Annotated in this window: 17 protein-coding genes; 7 read left to right on the top strand and 10 right to left on the bottom strand. The window is 71.3% G+C overall.

What is annotated here, in order from left to right; genetic code table 11:
- Positions 1–154 precede the first annotated feature (154 nt).
- The gene (locus ABZ192_RS32965) at positions 155–1828 is read left to right on the top strand and encodes an NAD-dependent malic enzyme (RefSeq protein WP_356928136.1); all 1674 of its coding nucleotides are present in this window, start codon (positions 155–157) and stop codon (positions 1826–1828) included.
- A gap of 75 nt (positions 1829–1903) precedes the next feature.
- Positions 1904–2818: an RNA polymerase sigma factor SigJ gene (gene sigJ / locus ABZ192_RS32960; protein WP_356928135.1), complete on the top strand. Its 915-nt coding sequence runs from the start codon at positions 1904–1906 to the stop codon at positions 2816–2818.
- A gap of 16 nt (positions 2819–2834) precedes the next feature.
- Here the strand turns inward: sigJ and ABZ192_RS32955 are convergent, their stop codons facing one another.
- Positions 2835–3572: an NAD(P)H-binding protein gene (locus tag ABZ192_RS32955; protein ID WP_356928134.1), complete on the bottom strand. Its 738-nt coding sequence runs from the start codon at positions 3570–3572 to the stop codon at positions 2835–2837.
- Between the two features lie 175 nt (positions 3573–3747).
- Between ABZ192_RS32955 and ABZ192_RS32950 the strand changes: the two genes are divergently transcribed.
- Positions 3748–5025 (top strand): alginate lyase family protein, encoded by a 1278-nt coding sequence (locus ABZ192_RS32950; RefSeq protein WP_356928133.1) that lies wholly within the window; start codon positions 3748–3750, stop codon positions 5023–5025.
- Positions 5026–5041: 16 nt separating this feature from the next.
- On the opposite strand, the gene ABZ192_RS32945 is transcribed toward ABZ192_RS32950, so the two are convergent.
- The 4 genes from ABZ192_RS32945 to ABZ192_RS32930 all read right to left on the bottom strand — a co-directional run bounded on the left by ABZ192_RS32945 (position 5042) and on the right by ABZ192_RS32930 (position 11700).
- Positions 5042–6274 (bottom strand): glycoside hydrolase family 88 protein, encoded by a 1233-nt coding sequence (locus tag ABZ192_RS32945; protein ID WP_356928132.1) that lies wholly within the window; start codon positions 6272–6274, stop codon positions 5042–5044.
- Between the two features lie 39 nt (positions 6275–6313).
- Positions 6314–8203: a glycoside hydrolase family 97 catalytic domain-containing protein gene (locus ABZ192_RS32940; protein WP_356928131.1), complete on the bottom strand. Its 1890-nt coding sequence runs from the start codon at positions 8201–8203 to the stop codon at positions 6314–6316.
- A gap of 25 nt (positions 8204–8228) precedes the next feature.
- A complete protein-coding gene (locus ABZ192_RS32935) occupies positions 8229–10547 on the bottom strand; it encodes a Tat pathway signal sequence domain protein (RefSeq protein ID WP_356928130.1) in 2319 nt (772 codons plus the stop codon).
- A 157-nt stretch (positions 10548–10704) separates the two neighbouring features.
- The gene (locus ABZ192_RS32930) at positions 10705–11700 is read right to left on the bottom strand and encodes an Lrp/AsnC family transcriptional regulator (RefSeq protein WP_356928129.1); all 996 of its coding nucleotides are present in this window, start codon (positions 11698–11700) and stop codon (positions 10705–10707) included.
- 119 nt (positions 11701–11819) lie between these two features.
- On the opposite strand from ABZ192_RS32930, the gene ABZ192_RS32925 reads away from it, so the two are divergent.
- From ABZ192_RS32925 to ABZ192_RS32915, 3 genes are read left to right on the top strand one after another with little or no spacing between them, the layout of a single operon-like run.
- Entirely contained in the window at positions 11820–13139 is a 1320-nt protein-coding gene (locus tag ABZ192_RS32925; protein ID WP_356928128.1) for an Nramp family divalent metal transporter, read from the top strand.
- Positions 13136–14587, top strand: coding sequence for an amidase (locus tag ABZ192_RS32920; protein WP_356928127.1), 1452 nt, complete (start codon positions 13136–13138; stop codon positions 14585–14587). The genes ABZ192_RS32925 and ABZ192_RS32920 overlap by 4 nt, the downstream gene beginning before the upstream one ends.
- Entirely contained in the window at positions 14584–15825 is a 1242-nt protein-coding gene (locus tag ABZ192_RS32915; RefSeq protein WP_356928126.1) for an FAD-dependent oxidoreductase, read from the top strand. The genes ABZ192_RS32920 and ABZ192_RS32915 overlap by 4 nt, the downstream gene beginning before the upstream one ends.
- 7 nt (positions 15826–15832) lie before the next feature.
- On the opposite strand, the gene ABZ192_RS32910 is transcribed toward ABZ192_RS32915, so the two are convergent.
- The 5 genes from ABZ192_RS32910 to ABZ192_RS32890 form a co-directional block, all read right to left on the bottom strand.
- A complete protein-coding gene (locus ABZ192_RS32910) occupies positions 15833–17572 on the bottom strand; it encodes a trehalase family glycosidase (RefSeq protein ID WP_356928125.1) in 1740 nt (579 codons plus the stop codon).
- Between the two features lie 78 nt (positions 17573–17650).
- The gene (locus ABZ192_RS32905; protein WP_356928124.1) at positions 17651–18475 is read right to left on the bottom strand and encodes a carbohydrate ABC transporter permease; all 825 of its coding nucleotides are present in this window, start codon (positions 18473–18475) and stop codon (positions 17651–17653) included.
- Positions 18472–19458 carry a sugar ABC transporter permease gene (locus ABZ192_RS32900; RefSeq protein WP_356928123.1) on the bottom strand — a complete coding sequence of 329 codons (987 nt, stop codon included), beginning with the start codon at positions 19456–19458 and terminating at the stop codon, positions 18472–18474. The genes ABZ192_RS32905 and ABZ192_RS32900 overlap by 4 nt, the downstream gene beginning before the upstream one ends.
- A 10-nt stretch (positions 19459–19468) precedes the next feature.
- On the bottom strand, positions 19469–20710 hold the full coding sequence (locus tag ABZ192_RS32895) for a sugar ABC transporter substrate-binding protein (protein WP_356928122.1): 1242 nt from the start codon (positions 20708–20710) through the stop codon (positions 19469–19471).
- A gap of 149 nt (positions 20711–20859) precedes the next feature.
- A complete protein-coding gene (locus tag ABZ192_RS32890) occupies positions 20860–21879 on the bottom strand; it encodes a LacI family DNA-binding transcriptional regulator (RefSeq protein WP_356928121.1) in 1020 nt (339 codons plus the stop codon).
- A gap of 277 nt (positions 21880–22156) precedes the next feature.
- Here ABZ192_RS32890 and ABZ192_RS32885 point away from each other — a divergent pair, with 277 nt between their 5' ends.
- Positions 22157–24838, top strand: coding sequence for a cellulosome protein (locus tag ABZ192_RS32885; protein ID WP_356928120.1), 2682 nt, complete (start codon positions 22157–22159; stop codon positions 24836–24838).
- Positions 24839–24965: the final 127 nt, after the last annotated feature.

Raw genomic sequence — 24965 nt, 5'->3', positions numbered from 1 at the left:
CTTCTCCTGCTCGGTGTTGGGCTCGGTACGCCTTACGAAGAGGTAGACCGGGCGAGGCGCCGGAACTCATCGGTGCGCCGAGAACCGGCACGGCCATCCGCCGAACAGCGCAAGTCGCCTGCACGAACCGGTGAGTCCAGGGAAGGCGTCACCCATGGACCAGACCCAGCACCCCCGCACGACCACCAGCCCCGCCCTCACCACCCTGGCCGACCCGCTCGTCAACAAGGGCACCGCCTTCACCCGGCAGGAGCGCGCCGAGCTCGGCATCGACGGGCTGCTGCCGCCCGCCGTGGAGACCCTGGACGAGCAGGTCGCCCGCGCCTACGAGGCGTTCCACGGCTACGACAAGCCCCTCAACCGGCACATCTACCTGCGCCAGCTCCAGGACACCAACGAGGTGCTGTTCTACCGTCTGGTCACCGAGTACCTCGAGGAGCTGCTGCCGGTCGTCTACACGCCGACCGTGGGCGAGGCCTGTCAGCGTTTCAGCGAGATCTACCGGCGGCCGCGCGGGCTGTTCCTGACGTGGGAGGACCGGCACCGCTTCCGGGACATCCTGCGCAACCGCCCGCACCGCGACAAGGACGTGGACGTCATCGTCGTCACCGACGGGCAGCGCATCCTCGGCCTGGGCGACCAGGGCGTCGGCGGGATGGGCATCCCGATCGGCAAGCTCAGCCTCTACACGGCGATCGGCGGCATCCACCCCGCCCGCACCCTGCCGATCCTGCTGGACGTCGGCACCGACAACGAGGACCTGCTCGGCAACCCGCGCTACCTCGGCCGGCGCGACCGCAGGCTGACCGGCGCCGACTACGACGAGATGATCGAGGCGTTCGTCGCGGCGGTGGAGGCGGAGCTGCCCGGCACGCTGCTGCAGTGGGAGGACTTCGCCACCGCCCACGCGTACCCGATCCTGGCCCGCTACCGGGACCGGCTGCTCACCTTCAACGACGACATCCAGGGCACGGCGGCCGTCACGCTCGGCGCCCTGTCCACGGCCGCGAACGTGTCCGGCACTGCGCTGTCCGAGCAGCGCCTGGTGATCCTGGGGGCGGGGTCGGCCGCCATCGGTGTCGCCGACATGATCCGGACGGCCATGATCGAGGAGGGCTTGTCCGAGGACGAGGCCACGGCACGGTTCTGGATCCTCGACGTGGAGGGTATGCTGGTGCGTTCGCGCACGGAGCTGACGCCGCAGCAGCGGATGTTCGCGCGCGACGACGACGAGGTGACCGGCTGGGACGGCACCGGCCTCGCCGAGGTGGTGCGCCGTGTCGAGCCGACGGCGCTCATCGGACTGTCGACGGCTCACGGCGCGTTCACCGAGGAGATCGTGCGGCAGATGGGCTCGACCTGCGAACGGCCCGTCATCTTCCCGCTCTCCAACCCCACCTCCCACTCCGAGGCCGATCCGGCGGACCTCACCCGCTGGACCGACGGCCGGGCGCTGATCGCCACCGGCTCGCCCTTCCCGCCGCTGACGGTGGACGGGCACGAGGTGCCGGTGGCGCAGTCGAACAACGTGTACGTCTTCCCGGCCATGGGGCTCGCGGTGACAGCGAGCCGGGCCACGCGCGTCACCGACCGCATGATGGTGGCCGCCGCCCGGGCCGTCGCCGAGTGCGCGGTACGGGCGGCGCGCGGCGCCGACGGTCCCGTGCCGCTGCTGCCGCCCCTGAACGGGATGCGCGAGTCCGCCCGCGAGATCGCCCTGGCGGCGGCTCTCGCCGCCGTGGAGGACGGGGTCGCTCCACAGGCCACGGAGGAGGAACTGCGCAAGGCAGTGGCGCAGGCGCAGTGGACACCCCGTTACGAGGGCTGAGCGCCGCCACGTGTGCCGGCTCCGAGGGTCGTACTGTCTGAGGCACGACGGTCGACCCGCGGAGGCATCGGCAGCATGGACCAGGGACAACCCCTCACCGACGGCGCGCTGAACGCGGCGGCGGACGCGTTCGAGCGCCTGCGTCCCCGGCTGTTCGGGATCGCATACCGCGTTCTGGGCAGTGTGGCCGAGGCCGAGGACGTGGTGCAGGACGTATGGCTGCGCTGGCAGGGCGTCGACCGTGGCGCCGTGCTGGATCACGGGGCGTTCCTGGCGAAGATCACCACACGTCTGGCGATCAACGTGGCCCAGTCGGCACGGGTGCGCCGCGAGGCGTATGTGGGGCCGTGGCTGCCGGAGCCGGTGGACACCAGTGTGGATCCGCAGGTCGGCGCGGAGCGGGGCGAGGCGCTGGAGCTGGCCGTGCTGTTGGTCCTGGAGCGGCTGAACCCCGTGGAGCGGGCGGCCTATGTGCTGCGGGAGGCGTTCGACTACGCGTACGACGAGATCGCGGGCATGCTCCAGCTGAGCCAGGCCAACACGCGGCAGATCGTCAGCCGGGCCCGCAAGCGCCTGTCCGCCGAGCGCCGTGAACCGGTCGACTCAGCCCAGCACCGGCGCCTGCTCGAGGCCTTCGTCGCCGCCGCACGGCACGGCGATGTCGCCGCGCTGGAGAACGTGCTGTCGGCCGACGTCGTCGCCTACGCGGACGGCAACGGCATGCGCGGTGTGGCACGGCTGGAGATCGTGGGGCCCGAGCGCGTGGCCAGGGTCACCGCCTTCGCCCGGAAGTTCTTCCCCGGTGCCGAGTACGCCATCGTCGAGGCGAACGGGCGGCCCAGCCTGCTGCTCGCCCGGGACGGGGCCGCCGTCGCCCTGGCGAGCGCCACCGTGGGCCCGGACGGCATCGACGGGCTCTACTGGGTCCTGGCGCCGGACAAGCTGAGGGCGTACGAGCGGTCGGCGCGCAGGCTCACCGACCGCCCATAGCGGATCCGGGCAGCGGTCAGTTCTGCTTGGCCCATTCCTCGTAGCGGGTGGACGCGAGGTGCGCGGTGCCGTCACCCGTGAGTACGTCGGGCATGCCGGCGAACAGGCCGGCGGTCTCGTCGGTGACGACGGTGCGGCCGTCCGGCTTCGCCGCCAGGGTGAGTTCACCGAGCCGGTCGAGCCGGTGCACTTCGGGTCCCGCGATGTTCCGGATGCCGTTCGACGGTTCGCCCTGGGCGGCCTCGGCGACGGCCGCCGCGACATCGGCGGCGGCGATCGGTCGCAGCCGCGTGGACGGCAGCCGCACCTCACCGTCCTGGGTGGACATGTCCATCACCGGGGCGACGAACTCGAAGAACTGGGTGGCGCGCACGATGCTGTAGGGCACGCCGCTGCCGCGCACGGCGTTCTCCTGGGCGACCTTGGCCTCGTAGTAGCCGTAGCCGGGCACCTGGTCGACGCCGACGATGGAGAGCGCGACGTGGTGGTGGACGCCCGCCTCCTTCTCGGCGGCGAACAGGTTCCACGCCGAGCGGGTGAAGAAGTCCAGTGCCGGCTCGGTGTCGAAGGACGGCGAGTTGGACACGTCCACGACCACGTCCGCGCCCTTGAGGGCTTCGGCCAGTCCCTCGCCGGTGAGGGTGTCGACCCCCGTGGAGGGAGCGGCGGCCACGGCGTCGTGCCCCTTGCCGCGCAGCAGCGCGACCACCTGCGAGCCGATGAGTCCGGTACCGCCGACGACCACGATCTTCATCACTGTCTCCGTTTCGCTGAGGGGTTGACTCACCAGAGAGACAGGGCGGGGTCCGGATCTGTGACAGCCGCTCCGGCCTGCGAGCCCTCTTCCCCACCGGAAACCGTCATGACATGCTCACGCCCACCCACCACCTGAACGTTGTTCACAGCCATGAACTCGAAGGGAGTGGATCATGAGGAGAAGGTCTCGCTTAGGCGTCCTGCTGACGGTGCTCACAGCGCTCGTCACGGGAGCCGCCCCCGCCGCCTCGGCCCGAGCGGAGGCCCAGCACACGTATCGCGTCCCGCACACCACCGTCATGGACGGTGCCCGTCTGCACCGGACCAAGGTCCGGCTGGAACACGGTGATCCTCAACTCCGGCGGGCGGTAGCGGTGTTGCGGGGCCGGGCCGACCGATGGCTGGACCAGGGGCCCTGGACCGTCGTCGACAAACCCCGCCCCGCCCCCAGCGGGGACCCGCACGACTACCTCAGTCAGGCTCCGTACTGGTGGCCCACCAAGACCCCGGCCCCGGACAATCCGTGGGGCTGTCCGTACGTGCAGCGCGACGGCGAGCGCAACCCCGAGGTCGACTCCGGCACCGACCGCCAGGACGTCGAGAAGACCTTCGACTCCGCGTACGACCTCTCCCTCGCCTGGTACTACACCCGCGACGCGCGGTACGCCGAGAAGGCCGGGCAGGTGCTGCGCACCTGGTTCCTCGATCCGGCCACGAGGATGAACCCCCACCTGAACCACGCGCAGTTCATCCCGTGCAAGTACGACGGTCGCGCCATCGGCATCATCGACTTCTCGCAGTCCTACACCAGCGTCCTCGACGCGCTCGCCCTGCTGGAGAGCGGCGCCCCGGGCTGGACCGCGAAGGACCGCAGGGGCATGGCCCGCTGGAACACCTCCTTCCTCGACTGGCTCAGGAACAGCGACTTCGGCCGGCAGGAGGCCGCCGCCATCAACAATCACGGCACCTTCTACGACCTGCTGCTCGCCGGCCTCGCCTACGCGACCGGCGACCGGGAACTGGCCCGCCGAACGGTCCTGGACGCCCGGCACAAGCGCATCGCGCCGCAGATCGCGGCCGACGGCAGCCAGCCCCAGGAGCTGACCCGGACCAGGAGCTGGCACTACTCGACGTTCACCCTGGTCGCGCATGCGCGGCTGGCGGCCATCGGCCGGAACGCCGGCGCGGACCTGTGGGCCTATCAGGGACCGGAGGAGGAGAGCCTGTTCAAGGCGGTCGGCTACCTCCTGCCCGCCGCGACGGGAGCCGCCGCCTGGCCGCATCCGGAGCTTCAGTTCCGCCGGTACGCGGCGACCGACGTCGTGCACGCGGCGGCCGATGCCGGGGACAGGCGGGCGCAGCGGGCCGTCCGGTCGCTGGAGGAGCCGCCGGGCGGCGACCTGTGGGTCCTGCGCCCGGCGGCGGAACAGCTGGACTCCATCGCGGGCTGAGCGGCACGCCTGCCGGTCAGACCGTGGAGAGGTCGATCGCCCGGTCGACGTCCTGCGGCCGAAGCACGCGCAGGATGCCTTCCAGCAGGTAGTAGTCGGCGTACGGGAGGGAGATCTCGATGCCGTCCTCGGCCGGGCGGTTGCGGGTGCAGCGGGCCACCACCGCTTCCGCCCGGGCCGAGTTCCTCGTCAGGCACGTCTGCGCCAGTGCGGTGAGCAGCCGGAGCGCCACCTCGCGGTAGGCCTGTCTGCCGGTGGCGGCGGACAGGTCGAGCAGCCCGCAGGCAGTGATCGCTCCGGCCGAAGCGTCCTTGATGTCGTGAGGTTGCTGCGGCGCGCGGTAGTCCCACACCGGGACGTGGTCCGGGGTCAGTGCTCCGATCGCGTAGTCCGCGAGTGCGCGGGCGGTGGTCAGGAAGTCGCGGTTCCCGGTTCTCCGGTACATGGTGGTGAAGCCGTACAACCCCCACGCCTGCCCGCGCGACCAGCAGGACGTGGGGCTGTATCCCTGCACGGTGTTCGGGCCGAGGGGCGCGCCGTTGTCCGGGTCGAAGTCGTAGACGTGCGGCGTCGATCCGTCCGGGCGGGGGAAGACCCGCCGGGTGGTCCTCGCGTGCTCCACGGCGATGTCCAGGTACCTGCCGTCGCCGGTCTGCCGGCTCGCGAACGCCAGCAGGTCGAGGTTCATCATCGTGTCGATGATGACGCGGCCGGCGTTCTTCGGATCGTTCAGCGCGCCCCACGCCCTGATGAAGCGCCCGCGCGGGTTGTACCGCTGGATCAGGGAGTCGGCCGCCCGCACGGCGCCCGTCCGCCAGGCTTCGTCGCCGGTCAGCCGCCAGGCGGTGACCCAGGAGGGGTAGAAGAGGAAGCCGAGGTCGTGCGTGCCTGTGTCGTCCTGGCGGGGGGCGAGCTTCCGCGCCGAGGCCACGGCCTGCGTGCGGAAGGCCTCGTCCTTGCTGTACAGCCAGGCCATCCACAGCGTGCCCGGCCAGAATCCGCCGACCCAGTCGCCGTTCTGCGAATAGACCCACTTCTCGAACTTCGTGCCGACCGGGAAGGCGGTCACGTCCGGTGCGACGGCGGCGACCTTCTCGACGGCGTAGTCGGCCGCCGCGCGGAGCGTGCGCAGGGTGGCCGCCGGTGTCCGGCCGGCGGTCGTGTCCGCGGCCGCGGCAGGTGCCGGGGAAGCGCATAACGCGGCGGCGCCGGCCGCGGTGGCCAGCACGGTACGCCGGGAAACACTCATGCTGATCCCTCCAACTAGGTATGCACAGGGTGAACAGGCTCAGCGGTGGCAGGTGGTGACGCCCGCACGCCAGGGACAGGCGATCCCGGCGAAACCGCCGTTCGCGACCACGTCCACGGCGAACGTGTCGCCGCCGCGCAGCACCTGGCGGTTCCCGACGAGCCCGTCGGGACCGTCCTGGACCGTTTCGACCAGCCACTTCCCCGAGCCGATGGTCAGCGGCACCTCGGCCTTGCGGGCGGTCCCGGCGTACACCCCGCCCAGGAACCAGCGGTCGCCGCTGCGGCGGGCGAGCACGGCTTCCCGGCCGGGCCGGCCGGCGAGCAGTCGGGTGTCGTCCCACGCGGCGGGGACCTGGTCGAAGTAGTCCCGGGCGAGCGGCCGGGCGTCGTACGACTCGGGGGTGCCCGCGAACATCTGCAGGCCCGACTCGTAGGCGGCGGCGAGACCCACCTCGGCCGCGTCGGAGTTGGGGCGCAGACCGACGCGCTGGAACGCGCCGGGCGTGAAGTCCATGGAGCCGATGACGTTGCGGGTGAAGGGCAGGGTGGTGAGGTGGGCGGCGGTGTTGGTCCGCTTCTCCTCGCCGGCGACGCCCTCCAGGGTCATGACATGGGGCCAGGTGCGCTGCATGCCCTTGGGAATGGTGGAGCCGTGGAAGTTCACCATGAGGTGGTGGGCGGCCGTCTCCCGGAGGATGGCGTCGTACCACTGGAGCGTGGCCTGCTCCTCGGAGTCCATGAAGTCGATCTTGACTCCCTTGACGCCCCACCGCTCCAGCGTGGGCAGCCACTGTGCGCGTTCCTCGGGTGTGTCGAGGTCGCGCCGGTGGATCCAGACGATGATCCCGACGCCCTTGGGGCGTGCGTGATCGACGAGTTCCGGCAGCCAGCTGTTGGTCTGCCAGTCCGGGTCCGTGACGTCCCACTCGTCGGCCTTGAAGTACCAGCCCGCGTCGACGGCCTCGTAGGGCCAGTTCCGCTCGGCGGCGTAGTCGACGTAGGCCTTCTGCGCGGCGAGACTCTGCCCGGCCGGGCGGCCGCCCGCCAGCCAGGTCCACAGCACGGTCCCGGGCCTGATCCAGGAGGGGTCGGCGACCTTGGAGGCGGGAGCGAGGTCGTCGGTGAAGGTCGACCGGGTGACGGTGGCCAGGTCGCCGGTGACCATGGCGCGCCAGGGCGTGGCCAGGGGGCCGTCGGTCTTCACCCGGTCGTCGGCCAGCTCGACGCGGTAGGTGCCGGTGCCCTGGTCGTGGGCGAGGCGGGCGCCGGAGTAGGCGCCGGTGAGGTCGGACTCGGCGAGCAGGGCGTACCCGCCGTCGGTCGCGAACAGCGCCTGGGGCGAGTACGCGCCGGTGGGAGCCGTGGCGGCGGTGTACTCGGCGAACTGGCCCTCGTTGTCGGGCCGGTAGGTGCCCAGCCACGCCCCGGCGTTCGGCGGCAGGTTGAAGGCGGAGGTCTCGCCGAGCACGTCGCCGTGTCCGGCGGGCAGGACGTAGCGGTAGGCGACGCCGTCGGCGGCGGCACGGACCAGCAGGTCGATCCGGGCGCCCGCGGGGGTGGCGAAGGCCAGGCGGGTCTCGTTCATGCGGACGCGGCGGTCGAGCCGCTTGCCCGACTTGGTGCGGTAACGCTCCTCGACCGTCCGGTTCTTGCTCCGCAGGAAGCGCAGGTCCTTGGAGAAGTCGGCCCGTTCGGTGACGAGGCCGACGGGCGACGGCTCGATGACCGTACGGCCGCCACGGGTCACCGACAGGCTCAGTGTGCCGGTGCTGTCGTCCAGGGCTATCCGTGCGCGGGGTGCGTTCGCGGCGACGGTCACCGTCCAGGCGTGCTCCCGCTGCTCGGCCCCGGCAGGAGCGGTGGTGAGGAGGGTGGCCGCCAGTGCGGTGCACAGCGCGGCGACCACGGTTCTGATCGGAACAACCATGTGAACCCTCCGAGGTGAGTGGCGGTTACGGCAGTCCCCAGGCCGGACCTGGTTCGCCGACTGTGACGGGCGCGATGACGAGGTCGGGGCGCGCTCCGGAGTGGACGAGCACCTCGCGGCCCTTGGGCAGGTCGATGGCGAGGGTGCCGCCGCCGAGGTCACGGGTGCGGGCCGGGGTGCCGTCGTCGAGCAGCACGGTGAGGGTGCCGGTGAGGCCGTGCCGGAGCTTGAGCGGCTCGCCCGCCAGGCTCTTGATCCGGATGAACCGGGTGGCTCCCTTCTTGCGGACGGCGCTGATTAGGAAAGCGCCCTGGGTGCGGAAGTCGTGCAGGGTGACGTCGGCCCAGGCGGTCGGGACGGCCGGGAAGACGCGGATCACGCCGCCCCAGCTCTGGCAGAACATGTCGTGCAGGGACTGCGAGGCGGACAGCGGTGTCTCGATGACCGGGCCGGCCTCGGTGTAGTGGGTGTTGGCCTGGCAGGGGTAGCGGGTGGAGGTGTCGAAGAACTTCCGTAAGTAGCCGATCGCGGTGTCACCGTCGCCGGTCATCGCGTAGATCGAGGCGGCGCCGGTGTAGCTGTAGCCGCGGTGGGCGCCGGTCAGCGCGTGCCAGTGCTCGACGGACTTGGTGATCAGGTCGCGGTTCTCGGGCTGGTCCCAGTTGACGAGGTACAGCGGGTAGACCATGAGCAGGTGCGAGTAGTGCCGGTGGGACCGCTCGTACGGCGTGTCGGCGCCGATCATGAAGCCGTTGTCGTCGACCGGGTAGGGCGTGAGCTTGGCCAGCACCTCCCGCCAGCGCGGGGCGAGTTCGTCGTCGATGCCGAGGTCTTCGGCGGACTCGATGAGGGTCTGGCAGGCCCAGCGGATCAGGGCCAGGTCGTAGTTGGTGTCCTGGGGGGGTACGACGGGGTACTCGGGCGAGAGCGTGCTCGGCAGGTGGAGCTTGCCGTCGCTGCCCGGGGTGAGGAAGTGCAGGTAGTAGTTGACGGCCCGGCGCAGGACGGGGAAGACCGTGTCGCGCAGGAGGGCCTTGTCCATGGAGTGCCGGTAGGACAGCCACACGTTGTGCAGCGCCCAGGTGAGGTTGCCGACCTCGGTGCCGCTGCCGGGCCTGCCCACTCCCCGATTGGCGAACATGTCGGAGCTGCGGCCGACACCCGAGCTGTCGGCGCGGTAGGCGGTCGGCACGTTGGCGATGAGCTGTTCCTGGTTCTGGCGCAGAGTGGTGGCGAGCGCGTCGAGTTCCACGTGGTTGGAGCCGTGGATGAGCCAGTACTCCAGCTGGACGTTGAGGTTCCACCAGACCGCGGGCCAGGGGGTGGGCTCCAGCCACGGGCCACAGGTGGCCATGACGGGACCGCCGGCCCGGCTGGCGGAGGCGACCTTGTAGAGCTGGATCCAGTGGAAGCTCTGCAGCCGCTGGTCGGGGAACGAGACGAAGCTCTTCTTGTAGAAGGCGTGCCACCAGCGGACGTGCCGTCGCCGGAGGGTGCCATACGACCCGGCGCGCCGTAGGTTGCGGAGCGAGTCGGCCTCGGCCACCGTGGTGGACGGGGCGCTGTGCCCGACGCTGAGCAGCAGTTCGTCGCCGTCGCGCCGGTAGGCGGTGGCGGTCTGGGCGCCGGTGAGGGGCTGGAGCACCTGCTCGGTGCCGTCGGCGGCGGTCTTCGTGGTCCAGGGCGGGTTGGGGGTGTAGTCGGCGGGCGGGGCCTCCTGGATCTTCCGGGGGCTGATGGCCTCCTCGGGGTGGAAGGTCCACACGGCGCGCTCGCCGCCGCTGGCCCGCACCCGGACGGCGAGCACCTCGTCGTGGATGAGGGCGGACAGGGTGAGCCTGCCCGCGGAGGTGGTGACGGTGCCGGTGAGTTCGGCGTTCCACAGGCTCAGCCGCCAGTCGACGGCGGTGATGGTGCCGGCCGGTTCGAGCGTGAGGTGTCCCACCGGCAGTCGGCAGGTGCCCCAGCCGCTGCCGAACTCGGGGCGGTGGTCCTGCACCCGGCCGTGCTGGACGGTGAAGCGGACCTGGTTGGCGTCCGGCTCCCGGTAGATCATGCTGCCGAGCAGCCCGTCGCCGAGGAACGGGCCCTCGTACCAGCGGGTGGGGAGCCTGGTCCACAGCAGGTCCTGGCCGCGCAGGAACGTCGACCAGGCGCTGTCGGTGGTCATGGTGTCGCGGAGCTTCCAGGGGCGTCTGCCGCCGCCGGCGTCGGACGGCACGGTCCCGGTGCGTTCCCGGGCCTCGGCCGTGCCGGGCAGGGCCGCCACCGCGGCGCCCGAGAGGGCGGTGCCGAGTACGGCTCTGCGGGCCACCTGCGAACGTTGCTCCGGCTGTGAGGTCATCGTGTCCTCCAGACCTGACGGATCATCGATACATCGGGTGTATCGGCGAACCTAAGCAGCACTCATGCACCTGTCAATGACATGAACACGGTCCATGTGGCTGAACCCTCCGATGTATTGCGGAGACTCAGCCCTGTGGCCCGGTCTGAACAGGACGTCAGTCACGCAGCCACGGCGCGAGCATGCCGCCCCGTTTCAGCGAGCCCAGGACCATCGACACATCCACCGACACCGCCTCGCGCAGCCACGGGGAACGCGTGACGAAGTCGTGGAGCGCCGCCTCGTCCGGAAACGCGGTCAGGACCAGCAACTGGCGTTCGCCGGTGAGGAAGCTGACGTACCGGACGTGCGGGGAGTCGGCGAGCGCCGCTGTCACCGCGTCGACCTCCGTCGGCACGACCCGAACCCACAGCACCGCCTCGACCGGCAGCCCGAGCAGCAGCGGTTCGATCACGGCACGGACGCGGACCCGCCCCGCCCTGCGCAGGGCGCCCAGCCGGCGCCGGGCGGTGGCCTCGGACACCCCGGACACCCGGGCCAGTTCGTCGAACGTGCACCGCCCGTCCTCGGCCAGGGCGTGCACCAGCAGCCGGTCGGCGCGGGAGAGTTCCCCGACGCCGTCGGACGCGGGTGACACGTCCGCCGACGCCGGGGCGGCACCCGTCCCCTCCGTGAGGACGGCGATCTCGGCCTCGGTGAGCAGGCCCGCGTGCCACTCGCGGATCGTCCGCACGTGCCGCAGCACCGGGAGTGTCAGCGTCCGTACCACCCCCGGCAGGCCCGGGAGTTCGTCCATGACGAGTCCCGCGAGACGGTCGCGTGGGCACTGCACCTCGGCGACGCAGTCCCAGGTCCCGGTCAGGACATGGGCGAAGGCACAGTCGGGCCGGCGCGCGAGCGCGGTGGCGACCACCCGCGCCTGGCCGGGCGCGCAGCGCACTCCGATCACGGTGCTGCGCCCGCGCACCGCCATGGCGCCGATCCGTACCAGCCCGGATTCCAGCAGCCGGGTGCCCCGCCGGACGACGGTGCGTTCCGGTTCGCCGAGCGCCGTCGCGATGCGGTGCCACGAGGCACGGCCGTCGATCTGCAGTGCGCTGATGATGCGCCGGTCCAGCGAATCGGCCACGAAGCCGGTGTGCGGTGCGTCCATCGGCCTGAGCGTATGGCTGATTCCGTCGATTTCCCAGGGAATCTTGTTCCCATCCGTCGGCCTGACCGACCCTGCCGGGAAGCCGGACCACGCTGTCCCTATCCCCGGAGGTGGCCGACGTGACCGCGACACCCGGAAGTCCCCCTCACCCGCCCGCGGCTGCCCCGTCCCCCGAGTCCTTCCCCGCCCCCGCCACCCGGCGCGGGCGGCTGGCCGTCCTAGGGCCGGGGCTGGTCCTGGCGGCCGCCAGCGTGGGCGCCGGCGACATGGTGACGTCGCTGGCGGGCGCCGCCGGCTACGGCATGGCCCTGCTGTGGGCGATCCTCATCGGCGTCGTGCTCAAGTACGCGCTGACCGAAGCGGTGGGACGCCTGTATCTGGCGACCGGGCTGACGGTGATCGCGAGCCTGCGCTCGGCCGCCCGCTGGCTGCCGTACGCCTTCTTCGCGTTCGTCCTGGTCATCGGACTGCTGTACGGGGCTGCCCTGAGCTCGGTGGCGTCGCTCGCGCTGTCGACGCTGTTCCCCGCGCTGCCGGTGAGACCGATGGCCCTGGTGATCGCGCTGGCGTCGGCCGGGATCGTGTACGTGGGCCGGTACGCGCTGTTCGAGCGGGTGATGAGCGGGTTCATGCTGGCCAAGTTCGTCGGCATGGTCGTGCTGGCCGTGGTCACGCTGGTGACCATGGACGACCCGTCCCAACTGGTGTCCTCGCTTCGGCCGCGGCTGCCCGAGGGCGACGTGATCACCGTGCTGGCGCTGGTCGGCGGGGTGGGCGGCACGGCCGGAGTGGCCTCGTACAGCTACTGGGTGCGGGAGAAGCGCTGGCGGCACGCGAGCTGGCTGCCCGTCATGCGGGCCGACACGGCGGTGAGCTACACGGTCACGTTCCTGTTCGTGGTGTGCACCTCGATCGTGGGCACCGGCCTGCTGTACGGCAGCGGCCGGACGATCACCGGCAACGACGGACTCGCGGCCCTGGCCGAACCGCTCGGCGCGGACCTGGGATCGACGGCCCGGGTGCTGTTCCTCGGCACCTTCTTCCTCGTCACCCTGAGCGCCCTGGTCGGCGGCTTCAACGCCCTGTGCTACCTGCTGGCCGACTCGCTGCGCACCCTGCGCGCAGTGCCGGACGACGAGGCCGAGCGGCACATGGGCCAGCGCAGCCTCCCGTTCCGCCTGTTCGTGCTCTACTGCGCGGCCACATCCGTGGCGGTGACCTTCGCCGGGAAGCCGGTCCCCCTGCTGCTCACCTACGCCGCCGTGGGCTCCCTCGTCCTGCCGCTGCTGTCCGGGGCGCTGCTGGTCCTTCTCAACCGGCGCGGTCTGCAGCCGCCGCACCGCAACAAGACCCTGTCGAACGTGCTGCTGTCGGGCTCCTTCGTCCTGTTCGGGGTGCTCGCCGCAGCGCAGCTCAAGGAAACCCTGGGAGGACTGTGAACCCCGCCGACCTGTGCTTCGGCACCGCGACCGAGCTCGCCGCGGCCCTGCGGCGCCGTGAGATCTCCGCCCGCGAGGTCGTCACCGCCCATCTGGAACGGATCGACCGGGTGAACCCGTCGGTGAACGCGATCGTCACCCTGGTCGCCGACCGGGCGCTCGACGCGGCGGCCGAGGCGGACGAACTGGCCGTCTCGCAGGCCGAGTTGGGGCCGCTGCACGGACTGCCCGTCGCCCACAAGGACCTCCACGACACCGCCGGCATCCGCACGACGTACGGCTCCCCCGTGCTCGCCGACCACGTCCCGGCCCGGGACCACCTGGTCGTCGAGCGTCTCAAGCGGGCCGGGGCCATCACACTCGGCAAGACCAACGTGCCCGAACTCGGCATGGGTTCGCACACCGTCAACCCCGTCTTCGGCGCGACCCGCAACCCCTACGACCTCTCGCGCAGCGCGGGCGGCAGCAGCGGCGGAGCCGGGGCCGCGCTCGCCTGTGGCATGCAGCCGATCGCCGACGGCAGCGACACCGGCGGCTCGCTGCGCAACCCGGCGTCCTTCAACAACGTGGTCGGCCTGCGCCCCTCCCCCGGCCGGGTCCCCTCCTGGCCCGACAAGGCGCCGTGGGGGCAGCTGTCGGTCAAGGGCCCCATGGCGCGGACCGTGCAGGACGTCGCCCTGACGCTGTCGGTGCTGGCCGGGCCGGATCCGCGCAGCCCGCTCGCCCTGGAGACGCCGGGCTCCCTCTTCTCGGGCCGGCTCGACGGCGATGTGCGCGGCTGGCGGGTCGCCTGGTCGCCCGACCTCGGCGGCAGCGTGCCCGTCGAGGCGGAGGTCCGGGACGTGGTGCGGGGCGCGGTGGAGGTGTTCACCGCGCTGGGCTGCGAGGTCGAGGAGGCCTGCCCCGACCTGTCCGGTGCCGACGAGGCGTTCCTCGCCCAGCGTGCCTGGCAGATGGAGCTCGCCTACGGGCCCCTGCTGGACGAGCACCGGCACCGCATGGCCCCGGACGTCGTCTGGAACATCGAGGAGGGCCGCGAGCTCACCGGCCCGGACCTGGGCCGCGCCCAGCTGCTCCAGGCGGCGCTGTTCCACCGGGTGCGCGAGTTCTTCGGGAGGTACGACGTCCTGCTGCTGCCGGTGAGTCAGGTCGCGCCCTTCGATGTCCGTCTCCCCTACCCGGCGTCGGTGGACGGCGTCGCCATGGAGACGTATCTGGACTGGATGCGCTCGGCCTCCCTGATCACCATGACCGGCTGCCCGGCCCTGTCGGTCCCGGCCGGCTTCACCCCGGCCGGGCTGCCGGTCGGGCTCCAGGTGGTCGGGCCGCACCGGGGCGACGCGGCCGTGCTGAGGGTGGGGCACGCGTTCGAGCAGGCGACGCGGTTCGGCGAACGGCGACCGGACGTCGCGGTGAACTTGGACATGGCGGAAGGCGGCCGGTCATGAGCCCGCGCAGTGTCGTGGTGGTGGGTGCGGGCATGGCCGGGCTGGCGACGGCCTGGTTCCTCCAGGAGGCCGGCGTCGAGGTCACCGTGGTCGACCGGAGCGGCGTCGCGGCCGGCGCCTCCTGGGGCAACGCGGGCTGGCTGTCCCCCGCCCTGACCGTACCCCTGCCCGAACCGGCCGCCCTGAAGCTGGGGTTGCGCACGCTCCTGTCCCCCACCTCCCCGCTCTACATCCCGCCCCGCCCGGATCCGCGGCTGGCCCGCTTCCTGCTGGAGTTCACCCGCAACTGCACCCACCAGCGCTGGCAGGTGGGGATGGCGGCCCTCGCCGCGCTGAACCGCCGGGCGCTCTCGGCGTACGACGATCTGGCCGCGGGCGGGGTCACCGAGCCGACGCGCTCGGACGAGGCGTGTCTGCTCGCCTTCACCTCCGCGGCCGGCCGTGCCCCGCTCGTGGCGGAGCTGGACGCGGTGCGCGCGGCGGGGCAGGGGGTCGACTACGACCTGCTCACGGGGGCCGAGGCACGCGCGTGGGAGCCCGCCCTCTCGTCGCGGGTCGGCGCGGCCGTACTGCTGCACGGCCAGCGTCACCTCGACCCCGGGGCCTTCGTCGACGCGCTGGCCGACGCGGTCCGCGACCGGGGCGGAAAGATCGTCACCGGCCTGGAGGTGACCCGCGTACGGGACCTGGGCACCGGGGTCGTCGCCCTCGCCCCGGACGGCACGTCCGTGCGGGCCGACGCCGCCGTGCTCGCCCCCGGGGCGTGGCTCGGCCGCCTGGCCGCGCCCTTCGGGGTGCGCGTCCCGGTGCAGTCCGGACGCGGCTACAGCTTCTCGCTGCCTCCGGCGGGGCTGCCCACCCGGCCCACGTACTTCGCCGAGCGGCGGGTGGTCTGCACACCGCTCGGGGACCGGGTGCGGGTGGCGGGAATGATGGAGTTCACGGCACCGGACCGCCCTGCGGATCCCCGCCGTATCGAGGCGATCGTCGACTCGGTCCGCGATCTGCTCCCGTCGGCCGACCTCACCCACCGCACCGACGAGTGGGCCGGCCCGAGGCCGTGCACGGCGGACGGCCTGCCCCTGGTCGGCCCGACCCGCTCGCCCCGCGTCCACGTCTGCGGCGGCCACGGCATGTGGGGCATCGCCCTGGGACCCCTGAGCGGCAAGCTGCTGGCGGAGTCGATCGTCACGGGCCGTGGGGCCGCCGAGTTGACGGCGCTGCATCCGCTGCGGTGACGCACGGTCAGTGGCGGCCCCGGTGTGCGTGCGCTTCGGCGAGGAGGAGGTAGCTCGCGGCGGTCCAGGTGTAGGCGCGGTCGCGCAGACCCGTGCCCGTGAGGGCGTCGAAGTTCTCGGCGAAGCCGTGGGTCTCGCACAGGGCGCGGAAGCGGGCGCTGATGTCGTCGGCGAGCCGGTCGTGTCCTGCGCGGCGCAGGCCGTCCTCGATGAGGACGGTGGCGGGGGCCCAGACGGGGCCGCGCCAGTAGCCGTCGGAGAGGTAGTGCGGTGAGGTGGGCAGTTCGGTGGCGAGGCCGTACGGGGTCAGATGGGCCTTGATGTGGTCGGCCAGCGCGCTGCCGACCTCGCCGGGCAGGTGCTCGCCCAGCACGATGGGCATCAGGTCGAGGAGGCTGGAGCTGCTCCAGGTGTGCCCGGTGGCGGCTCCCCGGGCGACGAACCGTTCACCGGTCCACAGCTCGTCCAGCAGCGCCGACTGGACCTCGCGGGCCGTGCGCGTCCACCGGCTCTCTTCGTCCGGCATGTCCAACTCCGCTGCCAGGGCGGCGAGTTCATGGAGCTGGAGGACGAGGAAGGCGGCCAGGTCGGCGGTGACGACCACCCGCTCGGGGTCGAAGGTGGTGGCGTTGTCCCAGCCGCTGTCGTTGCCGTGCTGGTAGTGGGGCAGGGCGTCGCCCGGTGCGCGTCGTGCGCTGAGCCAGAAGTGGGTCCAGCGTTCCAGCCGGTCGTACGTCTCGGCCAGTTCCGTCCGGCCGGGAGGCACCGGCAGCCGTCGGCGCAGACGGCCCGACGCCCAGCCGTGGATGGGCGGTTTGACGAAGTTGTGGAGGACCTCGGAGTGGGTGACCGAGTCGGGCAGGGCTCCGCTGCGGTCCTGGTGGTCGAAGGGCAGGGCGAACTGGTCCACGGCCAGTCCGGGACAGCCCGGCGCCAGGGCCAGGGCGTTGAAACAGTGGTCCCAGCTCCAGACCTTGTCCATCCAGTGCTTGGACATGAGGACGGCGGGCCGGGGGACGAGTCCGGCCGGGCGTACGGTCGCCGACCAGAGGACGTAGGCGGCGAGTTCGGCGGCCGGGGTGGCGGAGGAGCGCCAGGGGGCCACCGCGTCGACGAAGGCCGCGAAGGATCCGCGGGCCGCCGCCACGATCTCGCCGAAGGCGGCCGGGGACGCGTAGGGCGGGCGAGCGGTGTCGAGTTCCTCGACGGCGATCTCCCACTCGCCGTCCGCCGTCGCGGCCACGGCGAGGCCGCGGTCGCCGCCGCCCAGGGCCTGGGCTCCGGCAGTGTGGGCGATACGGCCGGACAGGAGGGTGACGCGGTAGCGGCGTCCCGTCTCGTACGAGGTGAACACGTGGGCGTCCGCCGCCGGGTCGTGGAAGAAGTACGTCCCGCTGAACGGCGTCAGGACCTGCGCGGCCGCACGGACGCCGAGGCCCAGTCCGCTGCCCCGCAGGCGCACGGTGTCCGGCGACTCGTAGGCGAGGTCGACGCGCCCGGCGGGGCCGACCCAGCTGAGCAGTCCCACAGTCGCCTCGACACGGGTGCCGGTTCGCTCGCCCGTCTCCGGGTCCAGGGGGACGAGGCGCAGGACGGCGTGCATGCCGTTCTGGTGGGAGACGAGGTGGAGGTCCTCGGCGTACGTCTTCTCCGCCACCACGGGTGAGATGCCGAACCAGGATCCGAACGTGCTGAACGGGATGTCGTGGACGGAGAAGGCAGGTCCGGACGACGGGGCGGCGGTCATGGAGGCGTGACTCGTTTCTCGAGCAGGGATCGTCGGCTGGAGCGGGGATCGTCGGCGGAAGGGAAGGTCCGCGGGAGGTCAGTCCTTGACGGCACCGGCGGTCACGCCGGCGGCGACGTAGCGCTGGGCCAGGACGAGGATCACCGCGGCCGGCAGCGAGGCCACGACGGCCGTCGCCATGATGGCGTTCCACTCCTGGTTGTTGTTGCCGATGTAGTGGTAGATGCCGAGGGTGATCGGCTCGTGGGCGCCGCCGTTGACGAGGGTGCCGGCGAAGACGAAGTCGGACCACGACCACAGGAACGCGAACAGGGACACCGTGACGACGGCGTTGCGGCTCATCGGCAGGACGATGGACCGGAAGGTGGTCAGGGGCCCGGCGCCGTCCATCGTCGCGGCCTGGAGCAGTTCGCCGGGGATACCGGACATGAACGCCGTGAAGATGAGCACCGCGAACGGGACGGCCAGGGTGGAGTCGGCGACGATCAGGCCGGGCACGGACCGGAGCAGGCCGAGCTGGAGGTAGATCGCGTAGAAGCCCATCGCCATGATGATGCCGGGGATCATCTGGGCGACCAGGAGGAGGAAGCCGAGCAGACCACCGCCGCGCGGGCGCAGTTTGGCCAGGGCGTAGCCGGCGGGGGCGGCCAGCGCCACGGTCAGGACGACCGTGCCCAAGCCGATGACCAGGCTGGTCGCGAGGTAGGGCAACTGCTCGTCCAGGACGGTGCGGTAGCCGGCCAGGGTGCCGTTCAGCGGCAGCAGGTCCGGCGGGCTCTTGCGCATGTCCTGGTCGCGGGTGAGGGAGACGTTGAGCATCCAGTAGACGGGGAAGAGCATGACCCCGGTCAGCAGCAGACCGATGGCCGTCTTCCACCACGAACGGCCGGTGCTTCGCTTCATGACAGCGCCTGCTTTCGCTGGACCCGGATGTAGACGAGGCCGAACACCACGGCGGCGACGACGAGCAGGTTGCCGACGGCCGCTCCGGGGCCGAAGGCGGGCAGGAGGTTGCCGAAGCCGAGCTGGTAGGACCAGGTGGCGAAGGTGGTGGACGAGTCCGCCGGGCCGCCCTTGGTCATGATCCAGATGATGTCGAAGACCTTGAGTGTGTAGACGAGGCCCAGGAGCAGGGTGATCGCGGACACCGGGCGCAGCAGCGGGAAGGTGATGCGCCAGAAGCGGTGCCAGGCGTTCGCCCCGTCCAGTGCCGCCGCCTCGTACAGGCTGGCGGGGATGGACTGGAGGCCGCTGTGGAGCACGACCAGGTTGAAGGGGACACCGATCCAGATGTTGGCGATGATCACCGAGGTCAGCGACCAGGACGGTGAGGTCAGCCAGTTCACCGGGCCGACGCCGACGGTGCTCAGCAGGGCGTTGACGATGCCGGAGTCGCTGTTGAGCATCCACGACCAGGTGGAGGCCGACACGATCAGCGGCAGCAGCCAGGGCACCAGGAACAGGGCCCGCAGGGTCGCCGACAGCCGGAAATTCTGGTGGAAGAAGACCGCGAGGGCCAGGCCGATGGCGTACTGGAAGACCAGGCACACGGCCGTGAACACCACGGTGTGGAGCAGGGCGGGGGCGAAGGTCGGGTCGTCGAGGACCTTCGCGTAGTTCTCCAGGCCTGTGAAGGGCGCGTTGCCCTGGACGAAGGAGCGGACCGTGTAGTCGCGCAGGCTCAGGTCGAGGTTGCGGTACAGCGGATAGGCGTAGAAGAGGACGAGGTAGAGGGTCACCGGGGTGAGGAACGCCCAGGCGGCCCATTGCCGGGAGGTCGGACGGCGTCGCGTTCCGGGACGGGCCTGCGGTGGGTCGGATACCTCCGCCGGCCCGGTCGGGGTGCGCACGGGCCGGTGGTCCGGCGGATGTGCCGTCTGCTTCATCGGGCCCATGTCACTTGACCGCGGCCTGCGCCGACGTCAGCGCGTCCTCGGGCGACTTGGACCCGCTGAGGGCGGACTGGACCGCCTTCCACAACTGCTCCGAGATCTTGGGGTACTTGGTGCCGAGGTCGCCGCTGGTGCGTCCCTTGGCCGACTTGACCGCGTCGACCCACGGCTTCAGTGCGGGGTTCGCCGCCACCTGCTTGCCCTGGACCTCGCCGGTGGGGGCCACGTAGGACAGGGTGGTGTCGGTGTCGTACAGGTTCTGGGTGCTGGTCAGGCAGGTCGCCAGCTTCTGCGAGGTGGTGTACCGGCCGGTGTCCTCCTGGACCGGGAGGGTGACGAACTCGCCGCCGGTCGGGGCGGCGGCCGGGCCCCCGCCGGAGCCCGGGATCGGCAGGACGCCGTAGTCGAAGCCGGCCTTCTCGGCGTTCGCGAGCTGCCAGGTGCCGTTCTCGGCGAAGGCGTAGTCGCCGCCGGCGAACTCCTGCCAGCTGGTCGTCTGCGTGTTGTTGATGACCGAGTTGGGGGCGTAGCCCTGCTTCAGCCAGTCCTTCCACAGTGACAGTGCGGACACGGCCCGGGCGGAGTCGAGTTCGGTCAGTTCGGCGCCCGCGCCCCAGAACCAGGGCAGGAACTGGAAGCTGCCCTCCTCGGTGCCGATCGCCGAGAAGGTGATGCCCTTCTTGCCCGCCTTCTTGACCTTCTGCAGCGCCGCCGTCAGCGACTTCCAGTCCTTGACCGAGGCGATGTCCACCCCGGCTTCCTTCAGCACCTTCTTGTTGTAGTAGAGGGCGAGGGTGTTGGCGCCGATGGGGGTGCCGTACGTCTTGCCGCCCGACTGGCCGGCCGCGAGCAGGTTGGGGTCCACCTTGGAGGTGTCCAGCTTGTTCTCGTCGGTCGTGGTGAGCACGCCCGCCTCGGCCAGGGTCGAGACGACCGGATTGTCGACGATCAGGACGTCCGGGGAGTTGCCCTGCTGGGCCGCGAGCAGTGTCTTGTTGGCCAGGTCGCTGGTGTCGAAGCCGGTCCGCTGGACCTTCACGCCGGCCTGGCTGCCGCACTTGTCGAGCAGCTTCGTCCAGGCCGAGCCCTTGGCGAACTGCGGGTACGGGTCCCAGATCGTGTACGTGCCGCTGTCGGCGTCCTTGGCGTCGGTGCTGCCCGCGCCGGAGGAACAGGCGGTGCCGACGACGGCGACGACGGTCGACAGGGCCACGGCCGCGAGGCGCCGTCTGGAGGAGCTGTGCATGGCGGGTCCTTCGTTCTTGGCATACGGGTGCGGTGGGCGGGGTGACGAGGGTGTGCGGGTACGCCGGGGGGCGGCGTGGTGCCGGGTGAGGTGAGGAGAGTGCGAGGAGCGATCGAGAGTCGGGCGGGGGTGCGAGGAGGGATCGAGGATCAGGCGGGCGTACCGCCGGCGGGACCGGTGCTCGCCCGCAGCGAGATGGGCGGTGCCAGAAGGTGGTGTCGCGGCGGCGCGCCGGGGTGGTCGAGCCGTTCGATGAGGAGGTCGACGGCGCGGCGGCCCATCTCCTCGGCCGGTACGTCCGCCGCCGTGAGCTGCGGGGTCACCGTCTCCGCCCACCGGCCGGCGACGACTCCGGTGACGGAGAAGTCCCGCGGCACGTGACGGCCGGCCTGGGAGAGCCCTCGGTAGAGGCCGCCCAGGGCAGCCTCGTTCAGCGTGACCAGGGCCGTCGTCGCCGGATCGTCGTGCAGGATCTGTTCCAGGCAGGCCTGACCGGACGCGGCGTCGTCCCCGCAGCAGTACGTCCGCACCGTCAGCCCGCGCTCGGCCGCCGCCTTGGTGAAGCCGTCCAGCCCCCGGTGCGCGGACTCGTACCCCGCCCGCAGGAGCTGCTCCGGCCGGTTGACGAAGGCGACCCGGCGATGACCGAGGTCCGCGAGGTGGTGCACGCAGGCCGCCGCCAGTGCGGTGTGGTCCAGGCCCACCCACCAGCCCCTCTCCGGGTGCGCGGTGCGGCCGATGGCGACGGCCGGGAAGTCCAGGGCGGCCAGGTGGTCGACCCGGTCGTCCTCCAGCCGGATCTCCATCAGGATCGCGCCGTCGACCCGCCGCTCCCCCAGCAGCCGCTGGAACGAGCGGTCGCTGTCCACGCCGCTCGGGGACAGCAGCACGTCGTAGTCGTGGGCCGCGGCGGCTTCGACGACACTGCCGAGGAAGTCCAGCTGCATGCCGGTGTAGTGGTTCCCGGCGGGCGGGAAGACCAGGCCGATCGTGCTGGTCCGGCCGTTGGCCAGGGCGCGTGCGCTGGCGTTGGGCCGGTAGCCCAGTTCGTCGATGACGTCCTGGATCTTCCGGCGGGTCTCGTCCGACACCGGACGCTTGCCGCTCAGCGCGTAGGACACGGTGCTCCGCGAGACACCGGCCCGCCGGGCGATCTCACCGATGTTCACGGGGACTCCTCGCATGGACTGCCGAAGCGGTGACTGTCGAGCCGGCGAGTGTCGAACCGGTTCGCGTGAAGTGAAGCTAGGAACTGCCCGGGCGGCTGTCAACACCCCGCACAGCACTTCTTGGGCTGCGACGGGGGTATTGCTGGGGGATTTCGCCGGTGCTAGCTTCCTGCGAACCGGTTCGACGGGTGGCGGTCCCACGGATGAGTCGAACCGGTTCGACTCCTTCAGTGTCCGATTCAGCGTCCGAAGCAGTACGGAACCCACGGAGACCTCAGTGCGACAAAGCAGAACGACTGTGGCCGGAGCCGTCGCGACGGCCGCCCTCGCCACGCTCCTGGCCGGCCCGTCCGCGGGCACCGCCGGGGCCGTGGAGCGGGAACGGCTCGTCATCGACCTCGCCACCGACACCGGCGCCTTCCACGGCGGCGCCGCCGGCTCGCTGTACGGCGTGTACGGCGACGGCGTGCCGAGCCGCAACCTCATCGAGGGCATGCACCTGCGCACGGTGTCGACGAAGGCGCAGGACGGTCCGCAGCACCCGGGAGCGGACGCGCTGGAGATGCTGCCGCCGTTCGTGGACTCGGGCGGCAAGGACGTCTACGTCTACATGACCGACATCTACCGCGGCTTCCCGTACCAGTGGCCGGGCGCGAGCGGCCCCGAGCGGCTCGCGGACTTCAAGGCGAAGATCAAGAAGCAGGTCCAGCAGGTCCTGACCATGGGCGAGTACAAGGACCACGTCGTCTACGTGCCCTTCAACGAGCCCGAAGGCAACATGTTCGGGACCGGCGAGTGGAGCTACAACAAGGTCTCCTGGCTGAACGACCCGCAGCACTACTTCGCGGCCTGGAAGGAGGTCTACCACCTCATCAAGGACCTCGACCCGGACGCCCGCATCGCCGGCCCCAACACCAGCGTCCTCTACGACCAGGTCAAGGGCTTCCTGCAGTACGCCAAGACCAACGACGTGGTGCCGGACGTGATGACCTGGCACGAGCTGTCGTCGCCCGCCGCGGTCCGCACCAGCGTGGCGAAGTACCGCCAGATGGAGAAGGACGTCGGCGTCGGCCCGCTGCCGGTCAACGTCAACGAGTACGGGCACAACTACCACCTGTCCGTGCCCGGCCAGGTCGTCCAGTGGGTCTCCGCCATCGAGGAGTCGAAGATCGACGCCGACCTGGCGTACTGGAACATCGACGGCAACCTCAACGACTCCGCCGTGGAGGCCAACAAGGGCAACGGCCAGTGGTGGCTGTTCAACGCCTACGGGCAGATGTCCGGCCACACGGTCGAGGTGACCGCCCCGCACCCCAACCAGCAGTACACCCTCCAGGGCGTGGCGACCCTCGACAAGGACAAGAGGCAGTCCCGGGCCCTCTTCGGCGGCAAGAGCGGCGACGCCGACATCGTCTTCGACCACATCGACCCGAAGCTGTTCGGGAAGACCGTGCGCGCCACCGTCCAGGAGATCCCCTGGACCGGCCAGGTCGGCGACTCCGCCCAGCCGGCGCGGCTCGCGGACCAGGAGCTGCCGGTCGGCGCGGACGGCTCGGTGACGCTGCCGATGACCGGCATGAACGAGATGTCCGCCTACCAGGTCATCCTCTCCCCCGGCGGCAACGGCGCGACGCCGGCCGCGCCTTCGGTCAGCTGGCGCAAGACGTACGAGGCGGAGAACGCCACCTACACCGGCAGGGGTTATTCCAAGAACGGCCCCGAGGGCACGCCCTCCGACGTCGGCAAGTTCGCCACGTCGGGCGCCTACAACGTGGGCGGTCTGCGCACCGGCTCCGACGGGGTCCTCGCCTTCGACGTCGAGGTCCCGCAGGACGGCACGTACGACCTGAGCGTCTTCGCCAACTCCTACAACCTGTACGACCTGGTGAAGGAGCAGGGCCCGACCAACGTCTTCCTGCGGGTCGACGGCAAGGAGCCGCAGGAACTGAGGCTGCCGCTGGGCTACAAGTGGGTGGTCTGGGGCCACACCGACACGACGGTGAAGCTCACCGCGGGCAAGCACCGGATCACGCTGGCCGCTCAGGACCCCGACCTCGGGGTCACCAAGGGTGACGCGATCATCGACAAGATCGACCTGTCCCTGCGCGACGAGACGGTGACCGCCCCGGCGATCTACGAGGCCGAGTACGCCACCCTCTCCGGAACCAGGCCGGGCTACACCCACCGCGGCGCCTCCGGTCCCGGTGCCGTGCCGCTGCCGAAGGGCGCCTCCGCGACGTTCTGGGTCCACTCCCCCGCCGACGGTGAATCGACCGTGTCGGTCGACCACTTGGGCGGCGGCCGGGCGAGCCTGGCCCTCAACGGCGAGAAGCTCGACCTGCCCCTGGCCGGCGGGACCGGGAAGGGCACGGACACGGTCCGGCTGTTCCTGTCCGGCGGCATCAACAAGATCACCGTCACCGGTACGGCGGGCGACCTGGTCCTCGACCGGCTGCGGGTCGCCCCGTCGAAAGGCACCCTGGTGCCCACCGTCTACCAGGCCGAGAACGGCACGCTCACCGGCGCGGCGAAGGTCACCGGTGCCTACCCGTTCGCCGCGAACGGCAAGGCCGTCACGGACATCGGCGACGGCAAGGGCAACGCCCTCACCGTCGACGTGGTGGCCGCCAAGGCCGGGCGGCACGCGCTGACCATCCGTTACTCCAACGCCGAGCAGGCACCCGCCACCCACTACAACCCCGACCCGATCGCCCGCCACGCCGACCTGTCCGTCAACGGCGGACCGGCCCGCCGGGTGCTGTTCCCGACCACCTTCCACTTCAACAACTTCTGGGACCTGACCGTCCCGGTCACCCTGAAGAAGGGCACGAACCGGCTCACCTTCACCGCCGAGGAACTCCCCGACTTCAACGGCGACACCTACAACCAGTACGACCAGCGGTCCCCGTACGCACCGGTGATCGACCGGCTCGCCGTCACGCCGATGGCGGCGAAGTAGCCCCTGGTGAACGCGAGGCGCCGATCCGGAAAGCCGGTCGGCGCCTCGCCCCGCGCGTCAGCGGCCGCGCGGCACGTCACCCACAGGTGTGATGAGGGAGGCCGTACGCCCGGAACGCGGAAACCCG

The organism is Streptomyces sp. NPDC006235, assembly GCF_040613735.1.
GTDB lineage: Bacteria > Actinomycetota > Actinomycetes > Streptomycetales > Streptomycetaceae > Streptomyces.
The sequence above is the reverse complement of the archived record's forward strand: the minus strand, read 5'-3'. Positions and strand labels throughout refer to the sequence as shown.